This window comes from Nonomuraea sp. LP-02 (assembly GCF_036289125.1).
In the GTDB taxonomy this organism is placed as follows: Bacteria; Actinomycetota; Actinomycetes; order Streptosporangiales; family Streptosporangiaceae; genus Nonomuraea; species Nonomuraea bangladeshensis.
In genome coordinates, this window is record NZ_JAXCLK010000002.1 from 101,221 (window position 1) to 126,315 (window position 25,095).

Sequence of the window (25,095 nt, forward strand, 5' to 3'; positions counted from 1 at the left end):
TCCTGGTGGCGTTCCAAGGCGGCTGCAACCCGCTCCCAAGAGCCGTCGGCCACGTTGATCACGTGAGCCGGGCGAGGAGCGAGGGAAGGCCGAGCATGAACGACAAGAGGAAGATCCTCACGACGGCAGGGCTGCTGGTCGCCGTCGGGACGGTGGGGACGGGGGTCGCGGTGGCGGCCGCTGCGGCGGCGTCCGATGAGGTGATCGTGGCGTGCGTCGGGACGGACGGGGTGCTGCGCATCCCGGGCGACCCGACGCCCACCCCGACCGCCACCCCCACCATCTCGCCGACCAGGAACCCGACGCCGACCCCCAGCGCCACCCCGACCATCAGCCCCACCAGCAACCCGACACCGAACCCCACTGCCACCCCGACGCTGAACCCCACTGCCACCCCGACGCGCAACCCCACCGCCACTCCCTCCTCGGCCGCCCTCGCGTCGAGCGCGTGCCGGGCGGGCGAGCGGGAGATCTCCTGGAACAGGACCGGCCCGGAGGGGCCCGCAGGCCCCGCCGGGCCCACCGGCCCCGCGGGCCCGGACCCCTTCGACAAGTCGGTCTGGGGCGGGCTCAGCGCGTTGATCCCGCCCCAGCAGGAGGCCACCTGGACGGGCGCGTGCCCGTACAGTGGCCTGCGGGCCGTGAGCGGCGGCTACGAGATCACCGACCTCGCCGCCCCGGCCGGCCCGATCCCGGACGTCCTCGTCGGCAAGGCGAAACTCGAACCGTTCGGCGACGTCCCGCGCCGCTACGAGGTCCGCGCGAAGAACCGCACCGACAGAACGCTGTCCATCAAGATCCACGTTCTGTGCGTCCCCGAGTGAGCCCGGGGCCGGCTGACCGGCCCCGCCTGCCCGGCCGGACGCCGTTGAACGCCCGGCCGGGCCCTACGTCACCGGCAGTACGTTCACCCCGGCGGTATCTGGCCGTTCTTCGCCACAGGCACACCCAGCTGCGTGGCACCGGTGAGCGTCGCCCGCTCCGGCGGCAACGACCCCAGCACCGGGTTCAGGTGCCGCAGGCTCAGCGTCACCGGGGCGATGGCAGGAGCGACCGTGTCGAACTTCTCCAGATCCACCCAGCGCACCACCTGCAGCACCTCGGGCGGAATGACGTCTCCGCCCTTCTGCATCGGCACGCACAGCTGACGGGCGTAGGTCACCCGCACGTCCGCTGGGGGAATCTGGCCGGTCAGCACCGGGTTCAGCTGCCTGAGGTTGAGCGCCCGGTTCATCGGCGTGTTCGGAGTGATTCCGTAGCACAGCAGGTCGATGTGCTGCACCAGCTTTAGCACCTCCGCGGGCGGCACGACGCCGTTCTTCGCCACCGGCACGCACAACTGCTCCGCCCTGCCCAGTACGACCTCCGTACGGGGCAGGTCCTGCAGCACCGGGTTGAGATGGCTGAGCACGAGCGCCTTGCCGGGCGCCGGGGTGACGACCCGGTAGCAGGACAGGTCGACGAACCTGACGAAGTCCAGCACCCCGGGCGGCGGGATCACGTTGTTCTTGGCGACCGGCACGCACAACTGCTCACGCGCGCCCAGGGTGACCTGCTCGATCGGCAGGCCGTCGAGCACCGGGTTGAGGTGCCGCAGCGTCAGCCCGACGGCCGGCGGCTGGTACGGGTCGGTCTTGAAGCATTCGAGGTCGAGGTACGACACGAAATCCTTCGGTGTGGGCAGCGCCAGCGCACCGGCAGGCGGCGCGGCGACAAATGCCACGGTGAGAATTCCCAGAGCCACGGATAACGCGCGCCGGATCGTCGGCCGGACGCGCCGGAGCCCGCTGACGGGTCGGTCCACCGTTCCTCCATCGGTCGTGGTTCCTCCTGGTCACCCCTCACTTTCTGCGTATCAGGGGGCCTTGACAAGATTAGTGACAGCTTTTCGCTATTTCTCGATCAACGTCGGGCTATAAGTGCCGCCCATAACCGCCCCTAGCGCCATCTGGGTATTTTCCGCGCATTCCCGCCTAACGATTCGGGCGGTGCGGTATTCGGGCCGTTCCGTCGCTCGTCCCTTTCCCGGGGGCCGTCCCGCCCGGTCGTACCGGCCGAGCAGCCGCGGAGCGGGTCGGCTTGCAGACCAGACCAGGCGGGCTCTTCTCCTATGAGGCGTTCTCAGCAGGGGCGTCCTCGTCGCCGCACAGTGCTTGCCGCTTCAAGGCCGACAGTGCGTCGTCGATGGGGTGGCGCTGCGGCTTGCCGGAAGAATCCATGGTGTTCCACCGTACGAGGTTCATCGCGACGGAGATCCCGCGCTTGCCGTCGGCGCGGATCCAGGTCTCCGTCTGGGCGCCCCAGACCGTCCCGTCGTTGCCCCAGAAGGTGCCGCAGCCCGGAATCTCGAGGACCTGCAGGCCGAGACCGTAGGAGATCTTCTGCCCGGACTGGCTGATGACCGGGCCGGTACGCTGCATCTGCGCCAGCGATGACAGCTCGACGATCCTGCCGTCGAGCAGCTGGCCGAAGAAGCGGTTGAGGTCCTCCACGGTCGACACCAGCGAGGCCCCCACCCCTGTCCAGGACATGTCATAGACGCTGTAGTCGCGCGGCGGGTCGATCAAGCCGAAGAACGCCTCGTACATCCGTGAATGCGGTCCCTTGATCCGCGGTCCGGTCGGGAACATGGTGTGCCGCAGGCCGGCGCGTTCGATGACGTTGCGGGTGATGTACTTCTCGGCGGTGGTGCCGGTCACCTTCTCCAGGAGTTCGCCGAGGATCAGGTAATTGGTGTTGGCGTACACCCCTGGCGAGGCTCCGGGCGTGCCGACGGCGGGCGCCTTGAGTCCCATCTCGATCAGCTCGCGCGGGGTGAACCGCCTGAACCGGTTGTCGTCCAAACTCTTGGGCGACATGTCGGGCAGAGAAGGAAACGGCTGGAGGGACGGAAACGCATAACCGAGGTACTCGGATATGCCGCTGGTGTGGTTGAGCAGCATCCGCACCGTGATCTTCTTGCCGCGTTCGCCAGGCACCAGGCGCGGCAGATAGCGGCCGATGGGCGCGTCGAGCTCTACTCGCCCCTTCTCGACCTGCTGCAGGACTGCGGCGGCGACGAATGTCTTGGCGAGGCTGCCGACGCGATGCAGCATGCCGGGCACGACGGGACGGCCGGTCGTAAGGTCGGCGACCCCGGAGGCGCCGCGCCACGCCTGGCCGTCGGAGCGCACCTCGGCGAACAGACCGGGAATGCCCGCGCGATGAACGTCGTCCAGGGCGGACTTCAGCCGCGCGGGATCGACGCCGGCGACCGGGCTTGTGGCGCCGGCCGGCAGGACTGCCGTCTCGCTGGAGGCGGGCGCCGCGGTGACCGTGCCCGCGCCGATCCCCAGCACGGCCGCGCCTGCCCAGGCCATCAGTTGAGTCTTCACGCCGTCCGTCCTTTCGTTGTCCATGAACGCGAGCGTGCTTTCTGGCACTTCGGCCTCACTCGGCCGCAGCCCGTGACGGTGGGCTGGTATCGGATCGCGTACATGCCGGACATCGTGGCCCGCGGCCCGGTCAGAGGTCGTCCTGCCTCGGAAGACACCTCTGCCTGGCACCGGGGGAGCAGGACTCCGTCGCGACTACATCGTGAGAAGTAGCGGCCTCTTACGCCGGGTCCTCGAACAGCAGCACGCCTTCGGCCGGGTGGAACCCCTCCCTGTCCGGGAGCCGGCACGTGCCGATCAGGTGTCCAGGCCGTTGATCAGGGCACGCAGGCCGTGTTCGAAAGTCTCCTCACCATGCGCCGCGCCACCCTCGCCGATCGCCTTGAGGAGCGTGGGCGCCTGCTCCAGCAGCGGCAGGAGATCATCGGCCGGAGGGCGGGCGGCTTGCTCCTGGAGCACGAAGCCATTGACGTACTGCGTGCACGCGGTGATCGCGCGCAGGGCGGACAGCGGCGTGAGGCCGTGCGCGACCAGGGCGGACAACTCCTGCTCGAGCAGCTTGAGCGTCTCGGTGCCCAGCCGGGTGGCAGTGGCGACGATGCGGGCGCCGTCGCGGTGGGCCAGGAGCGAGCGGCGGTAGGCGCGGGCGCGCCGGGCGAGCCAGTCCTTCCATGCCTCGCCGTCGCCGGGCGGGCCCATCCCCGCGGCCAAGATGATCGCGTCGGCGATGCCGTCGAGCAGTTCCTGCTTGGTGCGGATATGCCAGTAGAGCGCCGGGGACTGCACTCCCAGCTCGCCGGCGAGCCTCCGCACGGTCACCCCCTCCAGCCCGACCTCGTCGAGCAGGCGCAGCGCCGTTTCGATCAGGGCGTCTCTGCTGAGTGGCGGGCGCTTTGTCTCGCTCATCGCTTGACAGCTTAGCAGCGCTAAGGGAGGCTATGCCCTTAGCGCTGCTAAGGAGGTGGAGGATGAGACCAACCAGGGCCTTGTTGACCTGCGGTGTTGTCGCCGGCCCGCTGTTCATCGCTCTGGTCCTGATCCAGGACTACACGCGTCCCGGCTTCGACCCCAGGCGGCAACCGCTCAGCCTGCTGAGCCTGGGCGACTTGGGATGGGTCCAGATGGCCAACTTCATCATCACCGGGCTGCTCTATGGCGCTTTCGCGGTGGGCATGAGGCGCTGGCTGCACCCTGGTCGCGGAGGGACATGGGGACCGCTGTCGATCGGCGCGTTCGGAGCCGGCCTCATCATCGCCGGAGCGTTTCGCACCGCACCGGGGTGGGGTTATCCGGCGGGGGCGCCATCCGGCGTACCCACCGAAGTCGGCGTGAGCTACGTCCTGCACGGCGTCGGCTTCTTCGTGGTGCTGGTGTCCCTGATCGCGGCTTGCTTCGTGTTCACCCGGCGGTTCGCGGTGCTGGGCGATCGACGCTGGGCGATCTCATGCGCGGTGACCGGGGCGGCCCTGCCGACGATCTACGTACTCTCCGGCGTGCTGTCGCAGAGCGGCGAGCACCCGCAGCCCCTGAGCCTCCTTCTTCGCCTGCTGGCGTTCGTGGGCTGGGGATGGGCATCGCTTCTCGCGGTACGGCTACGCCGGGAAGCCACAGCCGGGCGGCGTCCTCGTCCTTGACGGCTGGGGACATGTGCGGGAGCGGAGGGCCGGACCAGGCCGCCGCGATGGCCGTGGAACTCGCCGTGAAGGATTTCGGCCCGGCGCGGTAATGACGGGTGACCGCATACGCGAGGAAAGGCCCGCATGAACGCCCCCGAGACCTTCACCACCCTGTCCGGCCAGTACGGGACCACCCGCCGGAGGACGGCTGCTCATCGAGACGGCGAGCGGCGTGCCAGGGGTTGACGGGGCAGCCGGGCACGAGCCGTCAGATCGTCTGGACACCGATGTCGTTCGCCTCCCCGTTGTTCCTGTGGTTCTTCATGCCGGTCACGCTGCTGACCTTCTGGGCGCTCCCGAGCCGTCACCGCAACGCGGTGGTCGCCGCGGCCAGCCTGCTCTTCTACACCTGGGGCGCCGGGCCGCACACCCTGCTGCTGCTGTCGGCCATCGCCGTCAACTACGGGGCCGGCCTCGCGCTGGATTCGGCGAGGTTACGGGACCGGCCCCGGGCCCGCCGCGGCGTGCTCCTGTCGGCCGTCGGCTGGAACGTCGCGATGCTCGCGGTGTGGAAGTACGCCGGTTTCGCCACCGAGCAGCTCGACGCGCTGACGGGCGCGCTGGGTCTGGGCCACAGCCCGATCGTGGCCCTGGCGCTGCCGATCGGGATCTCGTTCTTCACCTTCCACCACCTGTCGTACGTGGTGGACGTCTACCGCGGCAGCACGCCGGCCCAGCGCAGCCCCGTCCGGTTCATCACCTATATCGCGATGTTCCCGCAGCTCGTAGCGGGACCGATCGTCCGCTACCACGAGATCGCCGAACAACTCGGCGACACCCGCCGGGACCGCCTCGGCGACCTCGCCGCCGGATTTCCCCGCTTCGCCCTGGGCCTGGCCAAGAAGGTGATCATCGCCGACTCGCTCGCCCCCGTCGCGGACGCCGCGTTCGCGCAGGCCGGCCCGTCGATCAACACGCCGACGGCGTGGCTGGGAGCGTCGGCCTTCGCCCTGCAGATCTACTTCGACTTCTCCGGCTACTCGGACATGGCCGTCGGTCTGGGCCTGATGTTCGGGTTCCGGCTGCCCGAGAACTTCGACCGGCCGTACTCGGCATACTCCGTCACCGACTTCTGGCGGCGCTGGCACATGTCGCTGTCGCGCTGGTTCCGTGACTACGTCTACATCCCGCTCGGCGGCAACCGGGGCGGTGCGCCGAAGACCTACCGCAACCTGCTGATCATCTTCGTGCTCTGCGGCTTCTGGCACGGCGCCGACTGGACCTTCCTGGTGTGGGGCCTGTACCACGGCGCCCTGCTGGTGGCCGAACGGCTGCTCGGCTGGGATCGTCCGCCGCGCACCGTCTGGACCCTGGCGTTGCGCCGCGCCGCGACTCTCCTGCTGGTCGTCGTCGGATGGGTGTTCTTCCGCGCGACGAGCATGACCGAGGCGTGGGGCATGCTGCGGGCGATGTTCACCTGGCGGCCGGGCGAGCTCGACGAGTTCGTCGCCTGGGCGGCCAACCACCAGCGGATGGCCGTCTTCGCGCTGGCGCTGGCCGTGGTGGCGCTGCCGGCCTCGCGGGCGCTCGGCCCGCTCATCCAGACGGGCCGCGGGCCGGCGGTGCGGCTGGCGCGCGCCGCGGTGACGTGGGCGGCCGCACCCTACGCGGCGATGCTGGTCGCCGCCGGCACGTTCAGCCCGTTCCTGTACTACCAGTTCTGATGGGGACACCGATGACCCTCGTACGGACCCGCACGGCCTGGGGCCGCCGATCGACGGCGGTCGCGGCGGCGCTGTTCTTCTGCGGACCCGCGCTGGCCTTCGCCCTGGGCGAGCGGGCGGCAGAGATCGAGAACCGCAGGCTGCCGGAATTCCCGGCGTTGTCGCGCGGCTGGGCGATCGTACCGGAGGTGGAGTCCTGGGCGTCGGCTCACCTGCCGTTGCGGCAGCACGCCGTCCGCGCCAACGGCGTCCTGTCGGAACTGCTGTTCAAGGAGGCGCCGTCGTACGCCACCGCGGGCGCCACGGGCTATCCCCGCGTGATCGAGGGGAGTGACGGCTGGCTCTACTTCGGTGACGACGTGACCGAGGCGTGCCGGCCGCGCTGGTCCATCACCGAGACCCTGCGGCGCGTACGCCGCCTGGCGGAGATCGTACGAGGGTCCGGAAGGCGGTTCCTGTTCACCGTGGCTCCCGACAAGACCACCGTCCACCCGGACCGGTTGCCGGAACGTTTCCCCGGCCAGACCTGCCTCCGCACGCGCAAGCAGGAGTTCTGGACCGCGCTCCGGGCCGCCGATCTGCCCGGTTTCATCAACCTGCGGGACCGGCTGGAGCGGGCGCAGCGGGAGTCCGGCACGCCCGCGTACTGGCGGACCGACAGCCACTGGACCGAGCACTCCGCCGGCCTGTACGGCGCGGAACTGGCCCGGGCCCTTCAGCCCGGCCTGTCCCGGGACACCCGGCTGGTCAGGACCGGGCAGGCGCCACGGAACGGCGACCTCGGCGGGCTGCTGGGCATCCCCGTCGAGGAGAGCATCGACCGGTGGCGGCTGGTCCGCGACGGCGTGCGGCGGGTCCGGCAGGACGACCGCGACCTGCCCGTGTCGTTCCGCACCGTCCACCGGTCGGACCAGGCGCCGCTCTACCGGCCCCGGACGCTGCTGATCGGCGACTCGTTCACGCGCAACTCGCTGCCCTGGGTGCTGCCGTACTTCGCCGACCTCACCTACCTGCGCAGCGACGCGCCCGCCAGGACGGACCTGGATCACCTCGTGGAAAGGGTCGCCGAGAGTGAGACGGTGGTGTTCGAGATCGTGGAGCGTTACCTCGTCGGCGGGCACGCCGAGATGCTGGACGACGCCGTGCTCGACGCCCTCGACGAAGCGCTCTGAACGCTCGCGGTTCCCGGCGTGGGCTCTTCCTTACGGCGGTGATCGTCGTTTCCGTGAAGAATTTCGGCCTGGCGTGGCAATAGCCGGTGACCGCCGCATACGCCAGGAAAGGTCGGCATGCATGACAATCCCTCGCGAAGCTGTCGAGGTCGACGACGCGAACCTCATCGAGAGGTCGCTGAAGGAGCCCGAGATCTTCGCCACGCTGTTCGACCGGCACGCGCCGCTCCTGCACCGCTACGTGACCAGGCGCCTCGGGCCCAGCGAGGCGGAGGACGTCGTGGCCGACACCTTTCTGGCCGCCTTCCAGCACCGCGGCGGCTATGACCGCCGTCGCTCCGACGCCCGGCCGTGGCTGTACGGCATCGCCTCGAACCTGATCGGCCGCCGGCGGCGTACCGAGATGAGCCTGTACCGCGCCTACATCCGCAGCGGCGTGCACCCGGCGGAGCGGTCCGGGTTCCAGGTCGAGGACGGGGTCAACACCCTGGCCGTCAACCGGCCACTGGCGCAAGCCCTGATGGAGCTCACCCCGGCCGACCGCGACGTGCTGCTGCTCGTCGCCTGGGCCGAACTGAGCTACCAGGAGGTGGCCGACGCGCTGGCCATCCCGCCGGGGACGGTCGCCTCGCGCCTCAGCCGAGCCCGTCTCCGGATCCGTCAAGCCATGAGCCGACAAGGACAATGACCATGGACGAGCTGAAGAGCATGTGGCAGGCCATCCCTCCGGCCTCCCCGGAACAACTCGCCGGCGCGCGGCAGCGGCTGCTCCGCCAGACGCGTCCCCGGCGCCGTGCCGTCACCGGCCCACGGCTGCTGGTCGCGGCCGGTGTCGCGGGGGGACTCGTCATCACCCCCTTGATCAGCGGTACCGGGACCTCCGCCTATGCGGTGGCCAAGAGCCCGGACGGCACGGTCACGGTCACGATCAACGAGCTGCGCGACCCCTCGGGTCTTGAGGCCAGGCTGGCGGAGGCGGGTGTCACGGCCGACGTGACCTTCCTGGCCCCGAACACGCGGTGCGCGGACCCTCGGTTCGTCAGCGTGGACGGGGCCTACGGCGGGGCGCCGGCCACGGACGCGAACGACATGCGTTCACTCATGGAGGGGTCGCGCTCGTTCAAGGCCACCCAGGTGATGTCCGTCCGGACGATCCAGATCTCCCCGCAGTACATCAGGCGGGGCGAGACGCTCGTGGTGGAGTTCCGCGACAACCGGAACCCGTACGTGCCGTGGCGGCTCGGCGCCTGGCTGGCCCAGGCGGGCACCACCGTGAAGCCCTGCACGCCCATCGAGGACACCCAGTGAGGAGGCCGCGTCGCCGCAGGAAGTAGCCCCCTGGCGCCTCGGCCCTCACGTCGTCCTACGTCCATTCGGGCCGGCGTTGTCGGCAGCTGCAGCACTGTGTTCCAGCTTGGCACGAACCGGTCAGTTCGTCAGTGTGAGCGGGTTGACCAGATCGGCGTAAGCCAGCAAACCCGCCATGGTCATCATCGCCAGTGCCGCCGCGTACGTCAGCGGCAGCATGGAAACCTCGACGAGCCGGCCGAGCAGCCGGAGTCCTCGGCCTCCATCAGCGGTCAACCGCACCGCCCGGGCACCCCCACGACACCCGGCGAGCGTCCGGCAGGCGGAGCACAGCTTCGAGGTGGGGAACCAGGGTCCGCGACGCGGGACTGTCTTTCCTCTCGACCCGTGAGCCCGCTGCCTCCACAGGCGCGGCCGGTCCTGTGAAGGACACGGCCGCGGCTCAGCGCGGTCCTACTTGATCGCGGCCAGGTCCAGGACGTACATCTCGTCCTTGATCGGGTAGGTCATCAGCCGGTCGAGGCCGCCGTCGGGAATCGCCATGGCTTCCTTCCCGCCCGGCCGTACGCCGAGGTCGGCAGACCTGCCGGTGTCGACGTCGTACAGCGTCAGGACGGGCTGGTTTCCCGGTCCAGTCAGCATGACCTTGAAGAAGCGCTCCAGGCCGGCGTCGTCGCCTTTCTGGAAGGTACTGGGCAGGTCGCGCTCGTGGGAGCCGTCACGGTCGCGGACGAACCTCCGCAGGATCGTCTGGATCTGCACGGTGTCCGGGCAGCGGCGAGTGCCGCACTTGATCTCCTTGCCGGAGCGGTCGCGGGGACGCTCGACCTTGACGGTCTCGTAGCGCACGGCCACACCCGCGCACCGGTCGACGCCGCACCTGACCTCCTCATCGGCCTTGAGCACGGCGTCGCGCCGCTCACCGGTCTCGACGTTGAGCAGCTCGCGGAAGACCGACTTCCCGTGGTGAACGCCCACCCATGGCCACTGCAGGATGTGGTGCCGCTCGGCGCCCTTCACCGGCTGCGGCGAGCCCCCGCTCAGCGGCACCCGGTAGACCCCTCCCTTCTCGTAGGCGAAGACCACGTCCGAACCCGTCACCGTCAACCCGTCGATGTGCCCCTGCTTCATGACGTTCCCCAGGGGGACGTCGGTCACCGGACGAGGCCGGCCGCCGGCGGCCGGGACCGTCCAGATCCGGGCAACTCGCGGGCTGCCCGCCTCCTTGTAGGACGCCCACCAGACGATGTTGCCGCCACCGGCGGCGACATCGTCGGCGAAGATCGCCGATCCCTTCGTCGGGGGGATCTCGGCGATCTTCCTGGGCCGGCCGGTGCCCAGGTCGTAGCTCCACAGGAACTGACGCTTCCCGTCATTGGCGCTCGTCATGACCAGCAGCGTGCGATCGTCGAGGAGCAGCTGCGGGTAGTACGCGCGGCCATCGGGCAGCCTGGCCGGGATCTTGTGTACGGCCTGCGGCCACACCTTCTCGACGGGCGGCGGAATCTTGTCCGGCGGCGGCTCGGCCTCGCCGGTCGCGCTGACCGCCGGCTGCGGCTCGGCCGACGCGCCCAAGCCGCTCACCGCCGTGCCCACCCCGCCTGCCACCAGGACCACGGCCACGGCCGCGCGTACGGCGGCAGTACGGGCCCGCCGCCGGCGATGGCGCGTCTTGACCGTCGCGAGCAGCCCGACCGGCGCCTGCGGCGCACGATGCGCCGCCCCGGAAAGGACATGGCTCAGCTTGTCTTCCAGATCGGTCATCGCATGCTCCTGTCGATCGCCGGTGAGGAGGAGAGGGAGGAACGCAGCTTGTCGAGGCCACGGAAGGCCTGGCTGCGCACGGTTCCTGAAGAGATGCCGAGCACCTTGGCGATCTCGGCGTCGCTGAGCTGTTCGTAGTAGCGCAGCACCAGCACGGCACGCTGTCTGCGGGGCAGCGCGGCCACCTCTTCCCAGAGCCCCTGGTCCTCCTCGGGAGGGAAGACCTCGTGGTGAACCCGGTCCGGCGGCTCTCCGGCGAGGTGTTCACGCCTGCGCCGCCGCCAGACGCTGATGTGTAACCGCGCCATCGTGGTTCGGACGTAGCTGTGCGGGCTGTCCTTGCGTCTCACCCGCGACCAGGCGCCGCACAGCCGTACCAGAGCTTCCTGGACCAGGTCGGCGGCGTCATGAGGGTTTCCCGTCAGGACGTATCCGTAGCGGAGCAGCGCGTCTGTCTGCTCTGCCACGAAGTTGTCGAAGCCGGCTTCGTCATCCACTTGTCGTTGTCCCTTCGGCAGTCACGTCCCAGACGGCCGAAGGGACGAAGATGTTGCATCGCTCGGCGAACGGAACCGAACCAGGTGCCGAGCCGGCCTGTCCGGCCTTGCCGTGAACCCTGACGAAAGTAGGGGCACGGGCCGGTCTTTCGAGCATGTCGGGCAGGGCGGCGTCATTCCTACAGTGCTGCGCATGATCAGAACTCGACGTACCCCCGCAGCCCTTCTCCTCGCTCTGGCGCTGGCCCTACCGGCGTCGCCCGCCGTCGCCTCCACCTCTTCCACGGGCCCCTCCGACGTGCGCTTCGCGATCCCACGCCCCACAGGCCAGTACGTGGTCGGGCGCGACACCCTGCACCTCGTCGACACCGGCCGCCGCGACCCTTGGGTGCCCACGGCCGCGCGTGAGCTGATGGTGTCGATGTACTATCCGGCTCGCGCCGGTGGGAGCGCCGCACCGTACATGACCGTCGACGAAGCTCGTGCCCTCCTCGAAGGACAGAGGCTCGACACCGTCTTCAAGGCCGAGCAACTCGCCGGTGTCAGCACGAACGCCCGCCTCGGCGCCCGCCCCGCCGGCGGCAGGCACCCCCTGGTGGTGCTCTCCCCGGGATTCACCCTGAACCGCGCCACCCTGACCACGCTCGCGGAAGAACTCGCCTCCAAGGGGTACGTCGTCGCCCTCGTGGACCACGCCTACGAGTCGTTCGGCACCACGTTCCCCGGCGGCCGGACCCTGACGTGCGTCGCCTGCGAGACGGTGGAGAGCGCCCCTTCCGACGAGGCGGAGAAGGAGCTGCTGGCCAAGGCCGCGCTGAACCGGGCTGCCGATCTGTCCTTCGTCATCGACCGGCTGACGCGCTCCGCGCGGTCCGTACCCGTCTGGAAGCACTCGCAGCTGATCGACCCGGGCCGCGTCGGCGCCGCCGGCCACTCGCTCGGCGGCAACGCCGCGGCGCGCGTCATGGCCACCGACCGTCGTGTCCGCGCCGGGGTGAACCTGGACGGCTCGTTCTTCGCCCCGGTCCCGGCCGCCGGCCTCGGCGGACGGCCGTTCCTCATGCTCGGCACCGAGGCCCAGCACGTGCCCGGCTCCGCCGACGCCACCTGGTCGCGGGACTGGCGGCGCCTCGACGGCTGGAAGCGCTGGCTGACCGTGGCCGGCTCCGGCCACTTCACCTTCATCGACCTGCCCATCCTGGGCGGGCAGGCCGGGATCACCGACCCTGCCGCGCCGCTGTCGGGCAAGCGGTCGGGCGAGATCACCACGGCGTACGTGGGCGCCTTCTTCGACCAGCACCTCCACGGCGAGCAGCAGCCCCTCCTGGACGGCCCGTCCGCCGCCAACCCGGAAGTGACCTTCCAGAACCCGTGAGGCCCCAGCGCGTCCGGGGGCCGTACGGCCGTGGCGGGCGGCGTGCAGCTCCGCCGGGCTTCAGGAAGGCTGAGTCAGGCGGCTCGGGGCCGGGTTGCTGACCTGCTGGAAGATCACTGATGAGCGGAAGCCGGTGACCTCGCGGCGTTTGCTCAGCCGGTCGAGGAGGAAGGCGTGCAGGGCGTCGAGGTCGGGCACGCCGACGTGCAGCAGGAAGTCGTCGCCGCCGGACAGGACGAAGACGCTGAGCACCTCGGGCATCTTCGCCGCCGACGCCTTGAACGTGTCGATGACGGCCCGGCTCAGCGGCCGGACCTGCACGGCGACCATCGCCTGCACACCGCGGTTCAGAGCGACGGGGTCGATCTCGGCGTGGTAGCCCTTGATCACGCCGCGGCGGGCGAGTGACCGCACCCGTTCCAGGCAGGTCGAGGGGGCGATGCCGAGCTGCCGGGCGAGTTCGCGGTTGGAGAGCCGGGCATCTGACTGCAGCAGGCGGATGATTCCCGCATCAAGTTCGTCCACGGGCCCATGATGGCACCGCATTTCGACCGTTCGTTCGGCCGGCCGACCACAGTGCCGAACGTTTGCCTAGCCTCCAGCCATGACAGAACACCGGCTGGGAGTCTGGCAAGGAACCGCGACCGTGCTCGGCGGCGTGCTGGGACCGGGCATGCTCGTGCTCCCGCACCTGGCCGCGGAGGCGGCCGGACCCGGATCGGTGCTCGCCTGGGCGGCGCTGATCATCGTCAGCGTCCCCATCGCCTTCACCTTCGCGCTGCTCGGCCTGCGCCACCCCAGCGGCGGCGGCGTCGCCCACTTCGCCGGGACGGCGATCGGGCGCTGGGCGTACGCGGTGGTCGGGTGGTGGTTCGTCGCCGCCGTGCCGATCGGCACGCTCGCCGGGGCGCTCGCGGGCGGCATCTACACGGCGGACGCGTTCGGCTGGGACAGCCGGACCGCCGCGGTGATCGCCTTCGCGCTGCTGGCGGTCGCGTTCGCCGCCAACGCGGCCGGGCTGCGTACCAGCGGCCGCATGCAGGTGGTCATGGTCGGACTGCTGCTCGCGGTCCTCACCACCGCGATCGTGGCGAGCCTGCCGGCGGTCAGCGCTGAGCGTTTCGAGCCGTTCCTGCCGCAGGGCCTCGGCGGGGTTGGCGGCGCGGTCGGTGTGCTGGTCTTCGCCTTCGTCGGCTGGGAGGCCGCCAGCCACCTGTCCGCCGACTTCGCGGGCCGGCGCCTGCTCACCGCGACCGGCCTCACGCTGGCGGCGATCACGGTCGTCTACCTGAGCGTGGCGGTGACGGTCGTCGGCTCCGGCGCGGCGTCCTCGCCGGTGCCGCTGACCGCGATGATGCGGACGAGCCTCGGCGCGGCCGCCGAGCCCGTCACCGGGATCGCGGCCCTCGTGCTCACCTTCGGCGCGATCAACACCTACCTCGCCGGAGCCTCTCGCCTCGGCGTCGCCCTCGCGCAGCAGCGGCTGCTGCCCCACCGGATGGCATCCCCGCACCGCAGCCTCGCCGTGCTCGCAGCGGCGATCGCGGTCGTCGGCGCTGTCGCGCTCCTGCGCCCGATCGGCCTGGACCCGCTGCTGCGGGCGACCTCCGCCTGTCTCGCCGCGGTCATGTTCATCGGCGCCCTGGCGGCGATCCGGCTGCTGCCCGCCGGCCGGATGCGCGCGACCGCCGTCGCCGCGAGCGCTCTGACGGCGCTGACACTTGTGCTCAGCGGCGGCTACCTCGCCGTGCCCGCCGCCGTCGCGGTCGTCGGGTTCGCCGCCAGGGCCGTCCACTCCCGCCGTACGGGCCGTACGCCGCCGGTCGAAGATCGGACCTTGACCATGACGTAGCGTCAACGTTTCTAATGGCCGCATGAGGATCAGCGAGCTCGCGACCATGGTCGGGGTCTCCACCCGGACCGTACGCCACTACCACCATCTGGGACTTCTCCCCGAGCCCGAACGGCTGGCCAACGGCTACCGCGAGTACCGGTTGCGCGACGCGGTGGCCCTCGCCCGCGTACGGCGGCTGGCCGAGCTGGGTCTGTCTCTCGACGAGGTCCGCGACGTCCTGGCCGACGACCAGGGCCGGGAACTGCGGGAGCTGCTTCTGGAGCTGGACGCCGACCTGGCCAGGCAGCAGGCGGCGATCGCCGCCAGAAGGGCCCGGCTGGCGGCTCTGCTGGCGGAGGCGGACCTGCATCCCGACTCGACGGTGTCGCCCGACATGGCGGAGGTGCTGCGCGGCCTTCCCACCGGGAGTTCGGCGTTCGCCGAGCTCGACCGCGAACTGCTGGCCCTGGTCGCCACCGTGGGCGACCCGGCGGGCCGGGCCGAGTTCGCCGATCTGCTGCGGCCCCTCACCGAGCCCGAGGCGTACGCGCGCGGGCACGCCCTCATCGCCCGGCTGGATGAGCTGGCCGACGCCGACCCCGCTGATCCGCTCGTCGCCGTGGTCGCGCGTGACCTCGCGGACCACCTGCCCGACGAGATGGTCTCGGTGATGCTCGCGAGCCTCGACGACGCCGGCAACGGCCAGTGGCTGGAGGAGCTGCTGCGGGAACTGCCCGCCGCCCAGGGCGAGGTCTTCCGGCTGCTCGTCGCACAACTGAAGGAGCGAGGGTGATGTTGAGGTTTTCGCGTGCCGCGTTGTACGCCGTGGTCCCCGCGGAGCTGGTGTTCGCGGTCCTGCTCGTGTCCGGGGTGTCGCTGCCGCTCCCCGTGGTCGCGGTGGCCGAGGTGGCCGTCGCCGCGGTGCTCGTCCTGGAGGCGGTGACCGCGTACCGGCTGTTCAGCGCGGCGCGCCGGGGCGGCGCGGACCGCCGGGCGGCGTTCCGCGCCGCCTATGAGCAGCTGGTTCCCGAGCAGGTGCGGCGGATCATGGGGTTCGACCTGAAGGGCATGATCAGCCTCGCCCTGTGGGTCGCCCGTCGCCGCCACGGCGTGCCCGACGGCGCCACCGCCGTCTCCTACTCCGGCGCGCAGACCCTCACGATGACGATCTTCCTGGGCGCGATGGTCGTGGAGCTGGTGGTCGCGGAAGTTCTGCTGCGGGCGTTCGACGCGCCGGTCGGCCTGCGCGCCGTGGTCCTGGTCGCCGACGCCTACACGGTCCTGATCGTGCTCGCGGTCATCGCGGCCTGCGTCACCCGTCCGCACGTCGTCTCGGACGACGAGATACGCATCCGCTACGGCGCGTTCTTCGACCTGCGTGTCCCGAGGGAGCGCATCGCCGCAGTGCGGCACGTCCGCAACTTCAACGAGAGCGCCACGGTCAAGGTGGACGGCGATCGGCTGGCCGTGGCGGTGGCGTCCCAGACCAACCTGGTCCTGGAGCTGACCGAGCCGGTCACGGCCGTCCGGCCGCTCGGCAGGCGCGCGGAGGTCCATACGATCCGCTTGTTCGCCGACGATCCCACAGCCGCCCTCGCCGCGCTGCGGCCCCGCGGGCAGCACGCGCCTGGCGCCGGCAGCCGGCCCGTTTCCTGAACGCCATCCGGCAGTGCTGATCACGGCGTCGGCAGGGGTGAGGCGGTCCGGCCGGCGACGGCTGCCAGGGCCGCACCTGCCACGGCTGCGGCTGCGGCGGCGGCGAAGGCTGCGCCGCCGGTGTCGCCGAGGCCGGTCAGCCGGCCGGCGACGGCGGTGCCCAGGCCGTAGCCGGCCCACATGAAGGTGTTGAGCCAGGCGAAGACCTCGGTGCGGTAGCGGGCGGGGGCGTGGTCGGCGAGCAGGGCCGGCACGACGGCGTCGCGCGGCCCGGTCACCAGCCCGGCAAGACCGATCAGTACGGCGAGGGTCACGAAGCCGGGCGCCCAGCCCCCGCCGAGCAGGACGGCCGCCTCGGCGAGCGAGAGCAGGACGAGCAGCCGCCCGCCGGTGGTGGGCCAGGTCCGCGCGCCGTACCCGAGGGTGCCGAGGAGGGCGCCGACCGAGAGCAGGCCCATCAGCACGCCGGCGGAGGCGGCGGAGCCGAAGGCGGTGGCCGAGGCGACCGTGGCGATGCGCAGGCAGCCGAAGGTGAAGGTGCCGAGGGCGGCGATGGTCAGCAGCAGGAGGGTACGCCGGTCGGTGAGCGGCCCGGCCAGGTGGAGCCTGCCGGGTGGGGTGGGTGCTGCTTGCCGTACCGCGGGGGAGGCCAGGAGGAGCGCGGTGCCGAGCAGGACGGCGGCGCCGGCGGCGGTCACCACGCCGTGGGCCGGAACGGCCAAGGTCAGGACCGGCACGAGCAGGGGGCCGGCGATGAACGTCAGCTCGTTGACGGCGTTGTCGATCGCGTAGGCGGCGGGCAGGGAGTCGGCGGGGACGAGGCGTGGCCAGGCGCTTCTGATGACCGATCCGGCAGGCGGCGTCGTGACGCCGAGCAGCACCGCGGCGCCGATCATCAGGCCGGGCGGGGCGAGGAGCAGGAGAGCGTAGGCGAGGGCGTGGGCGGCGAGGTAGCCGGTCAGGACGGGGCGCGGGCCGTACCGGTCGGCGAGGCGCCCGCCGAGCGGCGCGCACAGGGCCAGGGCCAGGGCGTGTCCGGTGAGTACGAGGCCGGCGGTGGCGTAGGAGCCGAGCCGGTCGACGGCGTCCAGCAGCAGGGCGAGGCTGAGCACGGGCGTGCCCAGCTTGACGATGAGCCCGCTGACGAGCAGGCGGGGGACTCCTGGTTGGGCGAGCAGGCGGCGATAGGACGCGAACATGGCGACTCCGTTACCATCTAACTGGATTACGCCTATGACACACAGAAAGGTGTTACCAGTCAAGTGGAAATAGCCTGTAACGTAACCCGGCAGGCTCCGCTGATCGCCGAGCTGGTCAACCTGGCCACGGCGCACTGGCGGGGCGGCGCCTCGGTGCAGCCACTGGCAGGCGAGGAACTGGCGGCGACGTTCGCCGCCCAGCTCGGCGACCGCACGGCAGCGGCCCTGCGCGCGGTCCCGGACGCGGGGCGGCACCTGGCCGAGCTGGCCACCGAGCTGCGGCAGGCCCTGCTGGCAGAGCGGCCGGCGGACCAGGCCGCCCGCGTCAACGCCATGATCCGCAGGTACGGGGCGCAGCCCTACCTGACCGAGGACGTCGGCCAGCCGTTCCACCTGCACTTCCATGGGTCCGGCGGCACCGAGGTGGAGGCCCTGGGCGGCGAGTTCGCCACGGCGCTGGCGCTCATCGTGGACGGCTACGGCCCCGACCGCTTCGGACAGTGCGCGGCACACCAGTGCGAGGCGGTCTACATCGACCTGACCCGCAACGCCTCACGCCTTTACTGCAGCGCGGCATGCACGGCTCGCGCCAAGACCGCTGCCTATCGCAGCCGCCGCCAGACCTGATCAAGCCTGGCCGGCCGGCACGGTCTCCCCGGTGGCGCAGAGCTGGGCGCGGAGGGTCTCGCCGACCCACCGCTCCCAGCGCTCGCGCGGCCAGCCCCGCTCCTTCGCGAACAGGAGGTAGAGCTCCGGGCTGAGCAGGCCGTACAGCAGGTCGGCGGCCTCCTCCACCGACACCTCGGCGCGCGCCCCGGGTTTGCCGACAAGCGCCTTGGCGGCCCCCCGATGGACGACATATCGGGGATCGACGTCCTGCGGCCACAGCGCGGCCACCTCGGGGTCGCTCGCGACCGCCGCCTCCAGAACCTTGCCGATCGGTGCGACGCGTTCCAGGACCGAGGTCGAGCCGGCGACGTAGGCGCGCAGCATGTCCTGGGCGGTTGCGGAGGCCAGCGCCCCTGTGTACCACGGCCGGTCCATCGTGGCCACCGGCTCGTCGTCGCCCGCGATCGTGACGTCGACCAGCTCCTTGAGCAGAGCGCGTTTGTTGCCGAAGACGAAGTAGATCGTCTGCACCGCGACGCCGGCCTTGTCGGCGACGTCCTGGAGATTCGTCGCCCCGTAGCCGTCCTGCGTGAACAGCTCCAGCGCCGCCGCGAGGATGCGCCGGCGCGTCTCCTTGGCCTTCTGGGCTCTTTTGTTCGTCCTCTTGACGTCGCTCATGGCTAGAGTCTATCTCTAGATTTGTTCACTAGAAGTCAACTCTAGAGAGTGGGTTGAGCCATGACGGTCATCAGCATCACCCGATTCCAAGCCGATCCCGCTGACGCCGAGCAGGTCCAGGTCCGGCACGCCGCTCTGGTCACCGCGGTCAGAGCTACGCAGCCCGGCCTCACCGAGGCGCGCCTCGGCCGGCTCGACGACGAGACATGGATCGGCGTCTGGCGTTGGGACTCGGCCGCCAGCCTGCAGGCGGCCCGCGAGGCCGCGCCCGGCACGCCCGCCGCAACCGCGGCGTTCGCCGTGGCCCGCGACGTCACGGCGCAGGACATCGAGGTCCTGGCCGAGCTCTGACTGCCCCGGCCCCGGCCCCGGCCCCGGACCGGGCGCCGGGGCTCCCCCCACGCGAGGAGATGACATGATCGAAATCGACGCGTTGACCAAGGTCTACGGATCGGCGCAGGTCCGGGCGGTCGACGAGGTGTCGCTGCACGTCCCCGCCGGATCGGTCTTCGGCTTCCTGGGACCCAACGGCGCCGGCAAGACCACCACCATCAAGATGCTGGCCGGCCTGCTGACCCCCACCTCCGGCCGGGTCCGGCTGGGCGGTTTCGACGTGACCCGGCAGCGCTCAGCGGCGATGGCGCAGTTCGGCGCCGTGCTGGAAGGCTCGCGCAACGTCTATTGGAGCCTGTCGGCCTGGCAGAACCTGATGTACTTCGGCCGGCTCAAGGGCATGCGCAAGGCCCAGGTCGCCGAGCGCGCCGAGGATCTGCTGACCGATCTGGGGTTGTGGGAGCGCCGCGACGAGAGGGTCGGCGGCTTCTCGCGTGGCATGCAGCAGAAGGTCGCGATCGCCGCCGCTCTCATCGCCGGCCCGCCGATCGTGCTGCTGGACGAGCCGACACTCGGCCTGGACGTGGAGGCCACCCGTACCGTCAAACACTGGATCACCGAGCAGGCCCGTGAGCTGGGCACCACCATCCTGCTCACCACGCACCAACTGGACGTGGCCCAGGAGCTGTGCGACCGGGTGGCCGTCATGCGCAAGGGGCGGCTGGTGGCCGACCTGCCCACGCGAGAGCTGCTGGCGAGTTTCCGCGAACGGGACAGGTACGAGATCCGCGTCGAAGGAACGGCGCCGCCCGGGTTCGACGCCGTCACCCGCGACGGCGTCGCCACGATCAGCGTGCGGGTGAGCCACCCGGGCGAGGTGTACGACGTGGTCGAGCGCCTGCGCTCCCAGGGAGCCGTCCTGGAGTCGCTGACCCAGGTGCGGCCCGGCCTGGAGGACGTGTTCCTCGCACTGGTGAACGAGGCGTCCCATGCTGCTTGACGTGCTGGGCGCGGAGATCGGCAAGGGCCTGCGCGTACAGCTGGCCCACCCGATCGGCCACGTCATCACGCTGCTGATCAGCACCACCATGTACCTCGGCCTGCAGTTCGTGCTCGGCCAGGGCGAGCTGCGCCACGATCTGCTGCCGCAGACACTGGTCGCGATCGGCGGCTACTGGTTCCTGCAGTACGCCGCACTGGTCATGGTGGCCGACCTCATCGAGGAGAAACGCGCCGGCACCTTCGCCCAGTCGCAGATGACCCCGGCGCCGCCGTGGCTGCCGATGCTCGGCCGGCTCATCACCGCCTCGATCTTCGGCCTGACGGTGGCCGCCGTCGCCGCGCTCGTCCCGATGCTGGTGGCCCAGATCGCGATCCCGCTGCGCTGGGCGGCGCTGCTGCCCGCCGTGTTGCTCGGGGCCAACGTGCTGGCCTTCACCTTCCTGCTGGCGGCCCTCGCGCTGGTCTCCCCGATGATCGGCGCCCTGCAGTCGCTGTTCACCGCACTGGTGCTGCTGCTCAACGGCTCCTTCCTGCCGCTCGCCTTCTATCCCGACTGGCTGGCCACGGTGGCCAGAGTCCTGCCCACCACGCTGGGCACCGAGGCGCTCACTCAGACCTTGTTCCAGGGCCGGACCCTGGCCGAGGTCTGGAACGGGGGCACCCTGCCCTGGCTGCTCGTCCACACCATCGCGCTCACCGCGGCCGGCGGCCTGCTGTTCATCCGCAACCATCGCCGAGCCCTGCAGGGAACCTCATGATCTTCGTACGCGGATTCACCGCGGAAGTCCGCAAGGGCCTGCTCGATCTCGCCGCCGGATGGCGTCAGGTCCTCATACAGGTGATCACTTTCCCGCTGTTCTACCTGCTCATCGTGCTGTTCATGGGACGCGGGCAGTTGCGCGCGGAACTCCTGCTGCCGGTGCTGCTCGGCATGGTGGCGCTGACTTTCATCCACGAACAGGTCAACCGCGTGTTCTGGAGCTACCTGGGCGACATCCAGGCCGGCGTGCTGGAACAGACCTACCTGACCCCGCTGCCCTCGGCCGCGCTCATCCTCGGCCGCCAGGTCGCCGCCGTGCTCTCCGCCCTGCCCACCGCGCTGGCCGTCCTGGCCACCGGCGCGGTCACCATCAGTCTCCAGGGCGGGCAGCTGCCCCTCGACGTGCAGGTGATCGTACCGCTGGCCGCCATCGCGCTGGGCACCTGCGGCCTGGCTCTCATCCTGTGCGGGCTGACCCTGGTGTTCAAACGCATCGAGATCATCACCCAGCTCTCCGTCGCCATCTACGCCATCGCCGGCGGCACCCTGGTCCCCCTGGCCGCCCTGCCCGATCCGATCGCCTTCCTCAGCCGGCTCATGGTCCCGATCGCGCCCGGCATCGAGGCGATGCGCGACATCCTGATCGGCGGGCATTCCCTGGCCGCCCTCCCGACCGGCTGGGGTCTCGGCTGGCTGCTGGCGCAGCCGCTGCTCATCACCGTCACCGGGGTGGCCCTGTTCAACCGGCTCGAACACCTTGCCCGACGCCGCGGCACCCTCGGCCGCTACTAGGCACTTCACCGATGTGCGAGGGCGTCCGAGCATCCGGGAAGCGTTCGGGCGAAAGATATGCAGAAAGAGGGACGCCGGGGCGGCCCGGCCCCGGCCATCCTTCCAGAGTGAACATCGCTGCCTCGCTCCTCCTCGGCGCTGTCGTCGCCGTCGCGCCGGTCACACCGCTGTCGTGGCAGGACTGCGGCGACGGCCTGCAGTGCGCGCAGCTCCAGGTGCCGGCCGACTGGACCCGCCGCTCGGGGCCGGAGGTCGCGATCGGCCTCGCCAAGCTGCCCGCCAGGGACCAGGCCCGCAAGAAGGGCGTGCTGCTGGTCAACACCGGTGGGCCCGGCGAGCAGATCGTGATTCTCCGGCAGGCGAAGCAGGCCTTCGCCGACCTGACCGAGTGGTTCGACGTGGTGATCTTCGACCCGCGGGGGTTCGGCAGATCGACGGCGATCAACTGCCCGATCCCCGCGCCCTTCGCCACCGAGTGGGTGTTTCCCACCAAGGCGGCCTATGACGCGTACGCCGCGAAGAACCGCACCTTCGGCGAAGCCTGCGCCGAGGAGGCCGGCGTCCTGTCGGGCAATCTCAACTCCTGGCAGATCGCGCACGACATGGAGGCGATCAGGAAGTCCCTCGGCCAGGCCCGGCTCACCTACTTCGGCAACTCGCACGGCACCGTGCTCGGGCAGGCCTACGCCGAGCTGTTCCCCCGCAAGGTCGGCCGCATGTACCTCGACAGCGTCTTCGACCACACCACCCCCGATCTGCGTGCCTGGCTCCAGCCGCGCGCCGAGGCCCTGGAGGGCAACTTCGTCCGTTTCGCCGACTGGTGCCGGAGCACCGTGACCTGCGCCCTGCACGGCAGGGATCCGGTGGCGGTCTGGGACGAGGTGATGGCCAGGGCCCGCCGCGAGCCCATCCCGGCCCCCGAGGCCGGTCCCGGGGCGCGGGTCAGCGACACCCAGATCGCCTCCCGCGCCACCTTCTCCTTCGCGGACACCTGGGAGCGCCTGGCCGCCGGGCTCGCCCGCGCGCGGGCCGGTGACGCCTCGTTCTTCGCCAAGGTGGAGGGGGCTCCGGACCCGGACCTGTCGCGCGTCGTCCTCTGCGCGGACCTGCCCTACCCCGGCTACGACCAGGTCAAGAAGCTGGAGACCGCCCTGCGCCGTGACACGCCCCACATCGGCTGGCGCGCGGTCTGGCCGATGGCCAACCACTGCGCGGGCCTGCCGGCGACCCGGACCTACCCGCCCCATCCTGTCGCGGCGCCGGGCCTGCCTCCCGTGCTCATCGCCAACGGCGAGCACGACGACACCACCCCGCCCGCCGACGGCCGCCGCCTGGCCGGCCAGTTGCCCGGCGCCCGCTACCTGAAGGCCGCCGGAGGACATGCCCTCTACCTGTCCGGCGACCCGTGCGTACGCGAGCACGTACACCGGTATCTGGCCGGCGGCCGGCTGCCACCTGCCGGGACGACCTGCGAGTGATCAGGGAAGCTTGGACTGACCGGAACGGGAGGAAAAATGGCGACATGGGCGCGGCGCAGGAGGTGGACGCTCCTGCTGGGCGGATTGTCCGCGCTGGTCGTGGCGGCGGTGGCCGGGGTCGTGCTGGCCTATCCCTCCGTGGCGGCCACCACCTGCCCCGGCTGTTACGGACTGGAACGGCTCCACCCCGGCGTGTACGCCGAACCGGGCCTGTCGGAGGCCCAGCGGCGGCACGTGATCGACGTCGTCGACCAGGCGCGGCAGCGCGTCGGAGCCTTCTACGGCGGCCGCGAGAGCTCACCGAGCGTCCTGGTGTGCCTGACGGACGCCTGCTACCGGCGGATCGGCGGCGGCGGGGAGCGGGGGATCGCGGTGCTGAACCGCGCGGTGATGCTGTCGCCGCGTGGGGCCGACCCGGTGATCGCGTCGCACGAGCTGTCGCATGTGGAGCTGCACGTCCGGCTCGGGGGCAGGGAGGAGGAGGTGCCGCAGTGGTTCGACGAAGGGTTGGCGGTGCTCGTCTCCGGTGATCCCCGCTATCTCGCGCCGGAGACGGCCGGCGACCGGTGCCTGGTCGACTCGCGCGGCGCGCTTCCTGAGTCCCTGAAGGACTGGCTCGGGACGGCCGGCAGGGACCCTCAGGCGTACGCCAAGGCCGCCTGCCAGGTGAGCCGCTGGGTCCAGGCGAACGGTGGACGTGACGCGGTGCTGAACCTGATCGAACGGCTCGCGGCCGGGGACGACTTCGCACAGCTCGTGACGGCGGCACCCTCGGGAGACGACGCTGCAGACGCTTCGTGACCGGGCACGCGCCGGAGGTCGGCGGCTGATCAGCAGGCTGCCGAAGGGAACCCGGCTGGACGTCCTGGTGGTCGTCATCGCCTCTCTGGTCCTCATCGCGGTCACCCTGCTGGAGAAGCGGTTTCCGGCTCCGGGGCTGCCGGTGGTGGCCGGGTTGAGCGTGGCCGGCTGCCTGCCGGTGCTGATCTGGCGCAGGCTGCCCCTCACCGCCGCCGTCCTGTCGGCCGGGGTGGCCCTGATCGGCATGGCCGTACCCGGCTGGCCGGGGCGGCTGGTCGCCACCTGCCTGTTCTGCGCGGCCGCCACCCATCGGACCCGGCGGCCGTGGCTGGTGCTGGCCGCCTCGGTCGTATGGGTGGTCATCTACGGGACGCTGCTCCCTCAGTCGATCGGGGCCGCCACGCTGACCGACCTGATCGTCCTGGGCGTCGCCCCTGTGGCGGTCGGCCGCATGCTGAGGCTGCACGCCGAGCGGGCCGCACAGGCGGCGCGGCTCGACCACGCCGAGGCCAGGCGCGCGCTGGCCGAGGAACGCGCCGGGCTCGCCCGGGACGTGCACGACAGCGTCGGCCACCACCTCACCGCGATCCGCGTCCAGGCCACGGCCACCCGCCGGGCCCTGCGCGGCCGGACGCCGGCCGCCGACAAGGCATTGGGCACCATCGCCGACCTGTCGTCCTCGGCGCTGGAAGAGGTACGCGCCCTCCTCGACACCCTGCGCGAGACGTCCGCCGAACCGGACCAGGACGACCTCGAAGAGCTGGCCGGCCGGCTCTCCACTCCGCATCTGCGGATCACGGTCCACCGGGCGGGCCTGAGCTCCCCGCTGCCGCCCGGCGTGGGCCGTACGGTCTACCGCATCGTGCAGGAGGCGCTCACCAACGCCGCCCGCCACTCGGGAGCCACCGAGGTGGACGTGCGGGTCCGGCGCAGCCGTACCGCGGTGGCGGTGTCGATCTCCGACAACGGCCACGCCCGCGCCGGAGCGGAGGGGCGCGGCATCAGAGGCATGCGCGAACGTGCGCGGCGGCACGGCGGCACGCTCACGGCGGGCCCGGGTCCGCGGCACGGCTGGCTGGTCGAGGCCACCGTCCCGATCGAGGCATCATCGCAGCTGTGAAGG

Annotated in this window: 27 protein-coding genes; 18 read left to right on the forward strand and 9 right to left on the reverse strand. The window is 71.1% G+C overall.

From position 1 onward, the window contains the following. Positions 1–95: 95 nt before the first annotated feature. Positions 96–824, forward strand: a complete 729-nt coding sequence (locus SMD20_RS43755) for a hypothetical protein (protein WP_329593084.1) — start codon at positions 96–98, stop codon at positions 822–824. A gap of 83 nt (positions 825–907) precedes the next feature. Here the strand turns inward: SMD20_RS43755 and SMD20_RS43760 are convergent, their stop codons facing one another. The 3 genes from SMD20_RS43760 to SMD20_RS43770 all read right to left on the reverse strand — a co-directional run bounded on the left by SMD20_RS43760 (position 908) and on the right by SMD20_RS43770 (position 4,280). Next, complete coding sequence (locus SMD20_RS43760; protein WP_329593086.1) at positions 908–1,723, reverse strand: hypothetical protein; 816 nt, start codon at positions 1,721–1,723, stop codon at positions 908–910. A gap of 385 nt (positions 1,724–2,108) precedes the next feature. After that, entirely contained in the window at positions 2,109–3,398 is a 1,290-nt protein-coding gene (locus SMD20_RS43765; RefSeq protein ID WP_329593089.1) for a serine hydrolase domain-containing protein, read from the reverse strand. Positions 3,399–3,671: 273 nt separating this feature from the next. After that, complete coding sequence (locus SMD20_RS43770; protein ID WP_329593090.1) at positions 3,672–4,280, reverse strand: TetR/AcrR family transcriptional regulator C-terminal domain-containing protein; 609 nt, start codon at positions 4,278–4,280, stop codon at positions 3,672–3,674. A 62-nt stretch (positions 4,281–4,342) separates the two neighbouring features. On the opposite strand from SMD20_RS43770, the gene SMD20_RS43775 reads away from it, so the two are divergent. The 5 genes from SMD20_RS43775 to SMD20_RS43795 all read left to right on the forward strand — a co-directional run bounded on the left by SMD20_RS43775 (position 4,343) and on the right by SMD20_RS43795 (position 9,194). Then, a complete protein-coding gene (locus tag SMD20_RS43775) occupies positions 4,343–5,008 on the forward strand; it encodes a DUF998 domain-containing protein (RefSeq protein ID WP_329593092.1) in 666 nt (221 codons plus the stop codon). A 269-nt stretch (positions 5,009–5,277) separates the two neighbouring features. After that, positions 5,278–6,714 carry an MBOAT family O-acyltransferase gene (locus SMD20_RS43780; RefSeq protein WP_329593094.1) on the forward strand — a complete coding sequence of 479 codons (1,437 nt, stop codon included), beginning with the start codon at positions 5,278–5,280 and terminating at the stop codon, positions 6,712–6,714. 11 nt (positions 6,715–6,725) lie between these two features. Then, positions 6,726–7,886, forward strand: a complete 1,161-nt coding sequence (locus SMD20_RS43785) for an alginate O-acetyltransferase AlgX-related protein (RefSeq protein WP_329593096.1) — start codon at positions 6,726–6,728, stop codon at positions 7,884–7,886. A gap of 121 nt (positions 7,887–8,007) precedes the next feature. Further along, positions 8,008–8,574 (forward strand): RNA polymerase sigma factor, encoded by a 567-nt coding sequence (locus SMD20_RS43790; RefSeq protein ID WP_329593098.1) that lies wholly within the window; start codon positions 8,008–8,010, stop codon positions 8,572–8,574. Positions 8,575–8,576: 2 nt separating this feature from the next. Beyond that, positions 8,577–9,194, forward strand: a complete 618-nt coding sequence (locus SMD20_RS43795) for a hypothetical protein (RefSeq protein ID WP_329593100.1) — start codon at positions 8,577–8,579, stop codon at positions 9,192–9,194. Between the two features lie 120 nt (positions 9,195–9,314). Here SMD20_RS43795 and SMD20_RS43800 read toward each other — a convergent pair whose 3' ends face one another. From SMD20_RS43800 to SMD20_RS43810, 3 genes are all read right to left on the reverse strand, one after another. Then, positions 9,315–9,476 (reverse strand): hypothetical protein, encoded by a 162-nt coding sequence (locus tag SMD20_RS43800; RefSeq protein ID WP_329593102.1) that lies wholly within the window; start codon positions 9,474–9,476, stop codon positions 9,315–9,317. A 171-nt stretch (positions 9,477–9,647) separates the two neighbouring features. Further along, positions 9,648–10,958: a TolB family protein gene (locus tag SMD20_RS43805; protein ID WP_329593104.1), complete on the reverse strand. Its 1,311-nt coding sequence runs from the start codon at positions 10,956–10,958 to the stop codon at positions 9,648–9,650. Continuing rightward, positions 10,955–11,455 carry a SigE family RNA polymerase sigma factor gene (locus SMD20_RS43810; protein ID WP_329593106.1) on the reverse strand — a complete coding sequence of 167 codons (501 nt, stop codon included), beginning with the start codon at positions 11,453–11,455 and terminating at the stop codon, positions 10,955–10,957. Before SMD20_RS43810 ends, SMD20_RS43805 begins: the two co-directional genes overlap by 4 nt. Positions 11,456–11,648: 193 nt before the next feature. On the opposite strand from SMD20_RS43810, the gene SMD20_RS43815 reads away from it, so the two are divergent. Next, positions 11,649–12,830 carry an alpha/beta hydrolase family protein gene (locus SMD20_RS43815; protein ID WP_329593108.1) on the forward strand — a complete coding sequence of 394 codons (1,182 nt, stop codon included), beginning with the start codon at positions 11,649–11,651 and terminating at the stop codon, positions 12,828–12,830. Positions 12,831–12,890: 60 nt separating this feature from the next. Here the strand turns inward: SMD20_RS43815 and SMD20_RS43820 are convergent, their stop codons facing one another. Further along, positions 12,891–13,355 carry an Lrp/AsnC family transcriptional regulator gene (locus SMD20_RS43820; RefSeq protein ID WP_329593110.1) on the reverse strand — a complete coding sequence of 155 codons (465 nt, stop codon included), beginning with the start codon at positions 13,353–13,355 and terminating at the stop codon, positions 12,891–12,893. Positions 13,356–13,434: 79 nt separating this feature from the next. On the opposite strand from SMD20_RS43820, the gene SMD20_RS43825 reads away from it, so the two are divergent. Genes SMD20_RS43825 through SMD20_RS43835 form a run of 3 tightly spaced genes read left to right on the forward strand, consistent with a single transcriptional unit; the run spans position 13,435 to position 16,320 of the window. Continuing rightward, positions 13,435–14,682 carry an APC family permease gene (locus SMD20_RS43825; RefSeq protein WP_329593112.1) on the forward strand — a complete coding sequence of 416 codons (1,248 nt, stop codon included), beginning with the start codon at positions 13,435–13,437 and terminating at the stop codon, positions 14,680–14,682. 22 nt (positions 14,683–14,704) lie between these two features. After that, positions 14,705–15,457: a MerR family transcriptional regulator gene (locus tag SMD20_RS43830; RefSeq protein ID WP_329593114.1), complete on the forward strand. Its 753-nt coding sequence runs from the start codon at positions 14,705–14,707 to the stop codon at positions 15,455–15,457. Further along, positions 15,457–16,320, forward strand: a complete 864-nt coding sequence (locus SMD20_RS43835; protein WP_329593116.1) for a hypothetical protein — start codon at positions 15,457–15,459, stop codon at positions 16,318–16,320. Before SMD20_RS43830 ends, SMD20_RS43835 begins: the two co-directional genes overlap by 1 nt. A gap of 20 nt (positions 16,321–16,340) precedes the next feature. Here SMD20_RS43835 and SMD20_RS43840 read toward each other — a convergent pair whose 3' ends face one another. Then, positions 16,341–17,519, reverse strand: a complete 1,179-nt coding sequence (locus tag SMD20_RS43840) for an MFS transporter (protein WP_329593118.1) — start codon at positions 17,517–17,519, stop codon at positions 16,341–16,343. 63 nt (positions 17,520–17,582) lie between these two features. Between SMD20_RS43840 and SMD20_RS43845 the strand changes: the two genes are divergently transcribed. Then, complete coding sequence (locus SMD20_RS43845) at positions 17,583–18,146, forward strand: CGNR zinc finger domain-containing protein (RefSeq protein WP_329593120.1); 564 nt, start codon at positions 17,583–17,585, stop codon at positions 18,144–18,146. Here the strand turns inward: SMD20_RS43845 and SMD20_RS43850 are convergent, their stop codons facing one another. Further along, a complete protein-coding gene (locus SMD20_RS43850) occupies positions 18,147–18,806 on the reverse strand; it encodes a TetR/AcrR family transcriptional regulator (protein WP_329593122.1) in 660 nt (219 codons plus the stop codon). Between the two features lie 60 nt (positions 18,807–18,866). Between SMD20_RS43850 and SMD20_RS43855 the strand changes: the two genes are divergently transcribed. From SMD20_RS43855 to SMD20_RS43885, 7 genes are all read left to right on the forward strand, one after another. Next, complete coding sequence (locus SMD20_RS43855) at positions 18,867–19,157, forward strand: antibiotic biosynthesis monooxygenase (protein ID WP_329593124.1); 291 nt, start codon at positions 18,867–18,869, stop codon at positions 19,155–19,157. Between the two features lie 64 nt (positions 19,158–19,221). Continuing rightward, positions 19,222–20,139, forward strand: a complete 918-nt coding sequence (locus SMD20_RS43860; protein ID WP_329593126.1) for an ABC transporter ATP-binding protein — start codon at positions 19,222–19,224, stop codon at positions 20,137–20,139. Continuing rightward, positions 20,129–20,899, forward strand: a complete 771-nt coding sequence (locus SMD20_RS43865) for an ABC transporter permease (protein WP_329593128.1) — start codon at positions 20,129–20,131, stop codon at positions 20,897–20,899. The genes SMD20_RS43860 and SMD20_RS43865 overlap by 11 nt, the downstream gene beginning before the upstream one ends. Next, complete coding sequence (locus SMD20_RS43870) at positions 20,896–21,693, forward strand: ABC transporter permease (protein WP_329593130.1); 798 nt, start codon at positions 20,896–20,898, stop codon at positions 21,691–21,693. The genes SMD20_RS43865 and SMD20_RS43870 overlap by 4 nt, the downstream gene beginning before the upstream one ends. 107 nt (positions 21,694–21,800) lie before the next feature. Then, positions 21,801–23,171: an alpha/beta hydrolase gene (locus tag SMD20_RS43875; protein ID WP_329593132.1), complete on the forward strand. Its 1,371-nt coding sequence runs from the start codon at positions 21,801–21,803 to the stop codon at positions 23,169–23,171. 36 nt (positions 23,172–23,207) lie between these two features. Then, positions 23,208–23,972 carry a hypothetical protein gene (locus SMD20_RS43880; protein WP_329593134.1) on the forward strand — a complete coding sequence of 255 codons (765 nt, stop codon included), beginning with the start codon at positions 23,208–23,210 and terminating at the stop codon, positions 23,970–23,972. A gap of 67 nt (positions 23,973–24,039) precedes the next feature. Further along, positions 24,040–25,092, forward strand: coding sequence for a sensor histidine kinase (locus SMD20_RS43885; RefSeq protein ID WP_329593136.1), 1,053 nt, complete (start codon positions 24,040–24,042; stop codon positions 25,090–25,092). Positions 25,093–25,095 lie beyond the last annotated feature (3 nt).

What these genes read in the sequence shown, in the direction of transcription:
- SMD20_RS43835 (WP_329593116.1), top strand. Translation starts at nt 15,457, where the DNA reads ATGTTGAGGTTTTCGCGTGCCGCGTTGTACGCCGTGGTCCCCGCGGAG.
- SMD20_RS43825 (WP_329593112.1), top strand. Translation starts at nt 13,435, where the DNA reads ATGACAGAACACCGGCTGGGAGTCTGGCAAGGAACCGCGACCGTGCTC.
- SMD20_RS43865 (WP_329593128.1), top strand. Translation starts at nt 20,129, where the DNA reads ATGCTGCTTGACGTGCTGGGCGCGGAGATCGGCAAGGGCCTGCGCGTA.
- SMD20_RS43860 (WP_329593126.1), top strand. Translation starts at nt 19,222, where the DNA reads ATGATCGAAATCGACGCGTTGACCAAGGTCTACGGATCGGCGCAGGTC.
- SMD20_RS43765 (WP_329593089.1), bottom strand. Translation starts at nt 3,398, where the DNA reads ATGGACAACGAAAGGACGGACGGCGTGAAGACTCAACTGATGGCCTGG.
- SMD20_RS43790 (WP_329593098.1), top strand. Translation starts at nt 8,008, where the DNA reads ATGACAATCCCTCGCGAAGCTGTCGAGGTCGACGACGCGAACCTCATC.
- SMD20_RS43780 (WP_329593094.1), top strand. Translation starts at nt 5,278, where the DNA reads ATGTCGTTCGCCTCCCCGTTGTTCCTGTGGTTCTTCATGCCGGTCACG.
- SMD20_RS43785 (WP_329593096.1), top strand. Translation starts at nt 6,726, where the DNA reads ATGACCCTCGTACGGACCCGCACGGCCTGGGGCCGCCGATCGACGGCG.
- SMD20_RS43775 (WP_329593092.1), top strand. Translation starts at nt 4,343, where the DNA reads ATGAGACCAACCAGGGCCTTGTTGACCTGCGGTGTTGTCGCCGGCCCG.
- SMD20_RS43850 (WP_329593122.1), bottom strand. Translation starts at nt 18,806, where the DNA reads ATGAGCGACGTCAAGAGGACGAACAAAAGAGCCCAGAAGGCCAAGGAG.
- SMD20_RS43815 (WP_329593108.1), top strand. Translation starts at nt 11,649, where the DNA reads ATGATCAGAACTCGACGTACCCCCGCAGCCCTTCTCCTCGCTCTGGCG.
- SMD20_RS43840 (WP_329593118.1), bottom strand. Translation starts at nt 17,519, where the DNA reads ATGTTCGCGTCCTATCGCCGCCTGCTCGCCCAACCAGGAGTCCCCCGC.
- SMD20_RS43855 (WP_329593124.1), top strand. Translation starts at nt 18,867, where the DNA reads ATGACGGTCATCAGCATCACCCGATTCCAAGCCGATCCCGCTGACGCC.
- SMD20_RS43830 (WP_329593114.1), top strand. Translation starts at nt 14,705, where the DNA reads ATGAGGATCAGCGAGCTCGCGACCATGGTCGGGGTCTCCACCCGGACC.
- SMD20_RS43795 (WP_329593100.1), top strand. Translation starts at nt 8,577, where the DNA reads ATGGACGAGCTGAAGAGCATGTGGCAGGCCATCCCTCCGGCCTCCCCG.
- SMD20_RS43805 (WP_329593104.1), bottom strand. Translation starts at nt 10,958, where the DNA reads ATGACCGATCTGGAAGACAAGCTGAGCCATGTCCTTTCCGGGGCGGCG.
- SMD20_RS43880 (WP_329593134.1), top strand. Translation starts at nt 23,208, where the DNA reads ATGGCGACATGGGCGCGGCGCAGGAGGTGGACGCTCCTGCTGGGCGGA.
- SMD20_RS43770 (WP_329593090.1), bottom strand. Translation starts at nt 4,280, where the DNA reads ATGAGCGAGACAAAGCGCCCGCCACTCAGCAGAGACGCCCTGATCGAA.
- SMD20_RS43870 (WP_329593130.1), top strand. Translation starts at nt 20,896, where the DNA reads ATGATCTTCGTACGCGGATTCACCGCGGAAGTCCGCAAGGGCCTGCTC.
- SMD20_RS43755 (WP_329593084.1), top strand. Translation starts at nt 96, where the DNA reads ATGAACGACAAGAGGAAGATCCTCACGACGGCAGGGCTGCTGGTCGCC.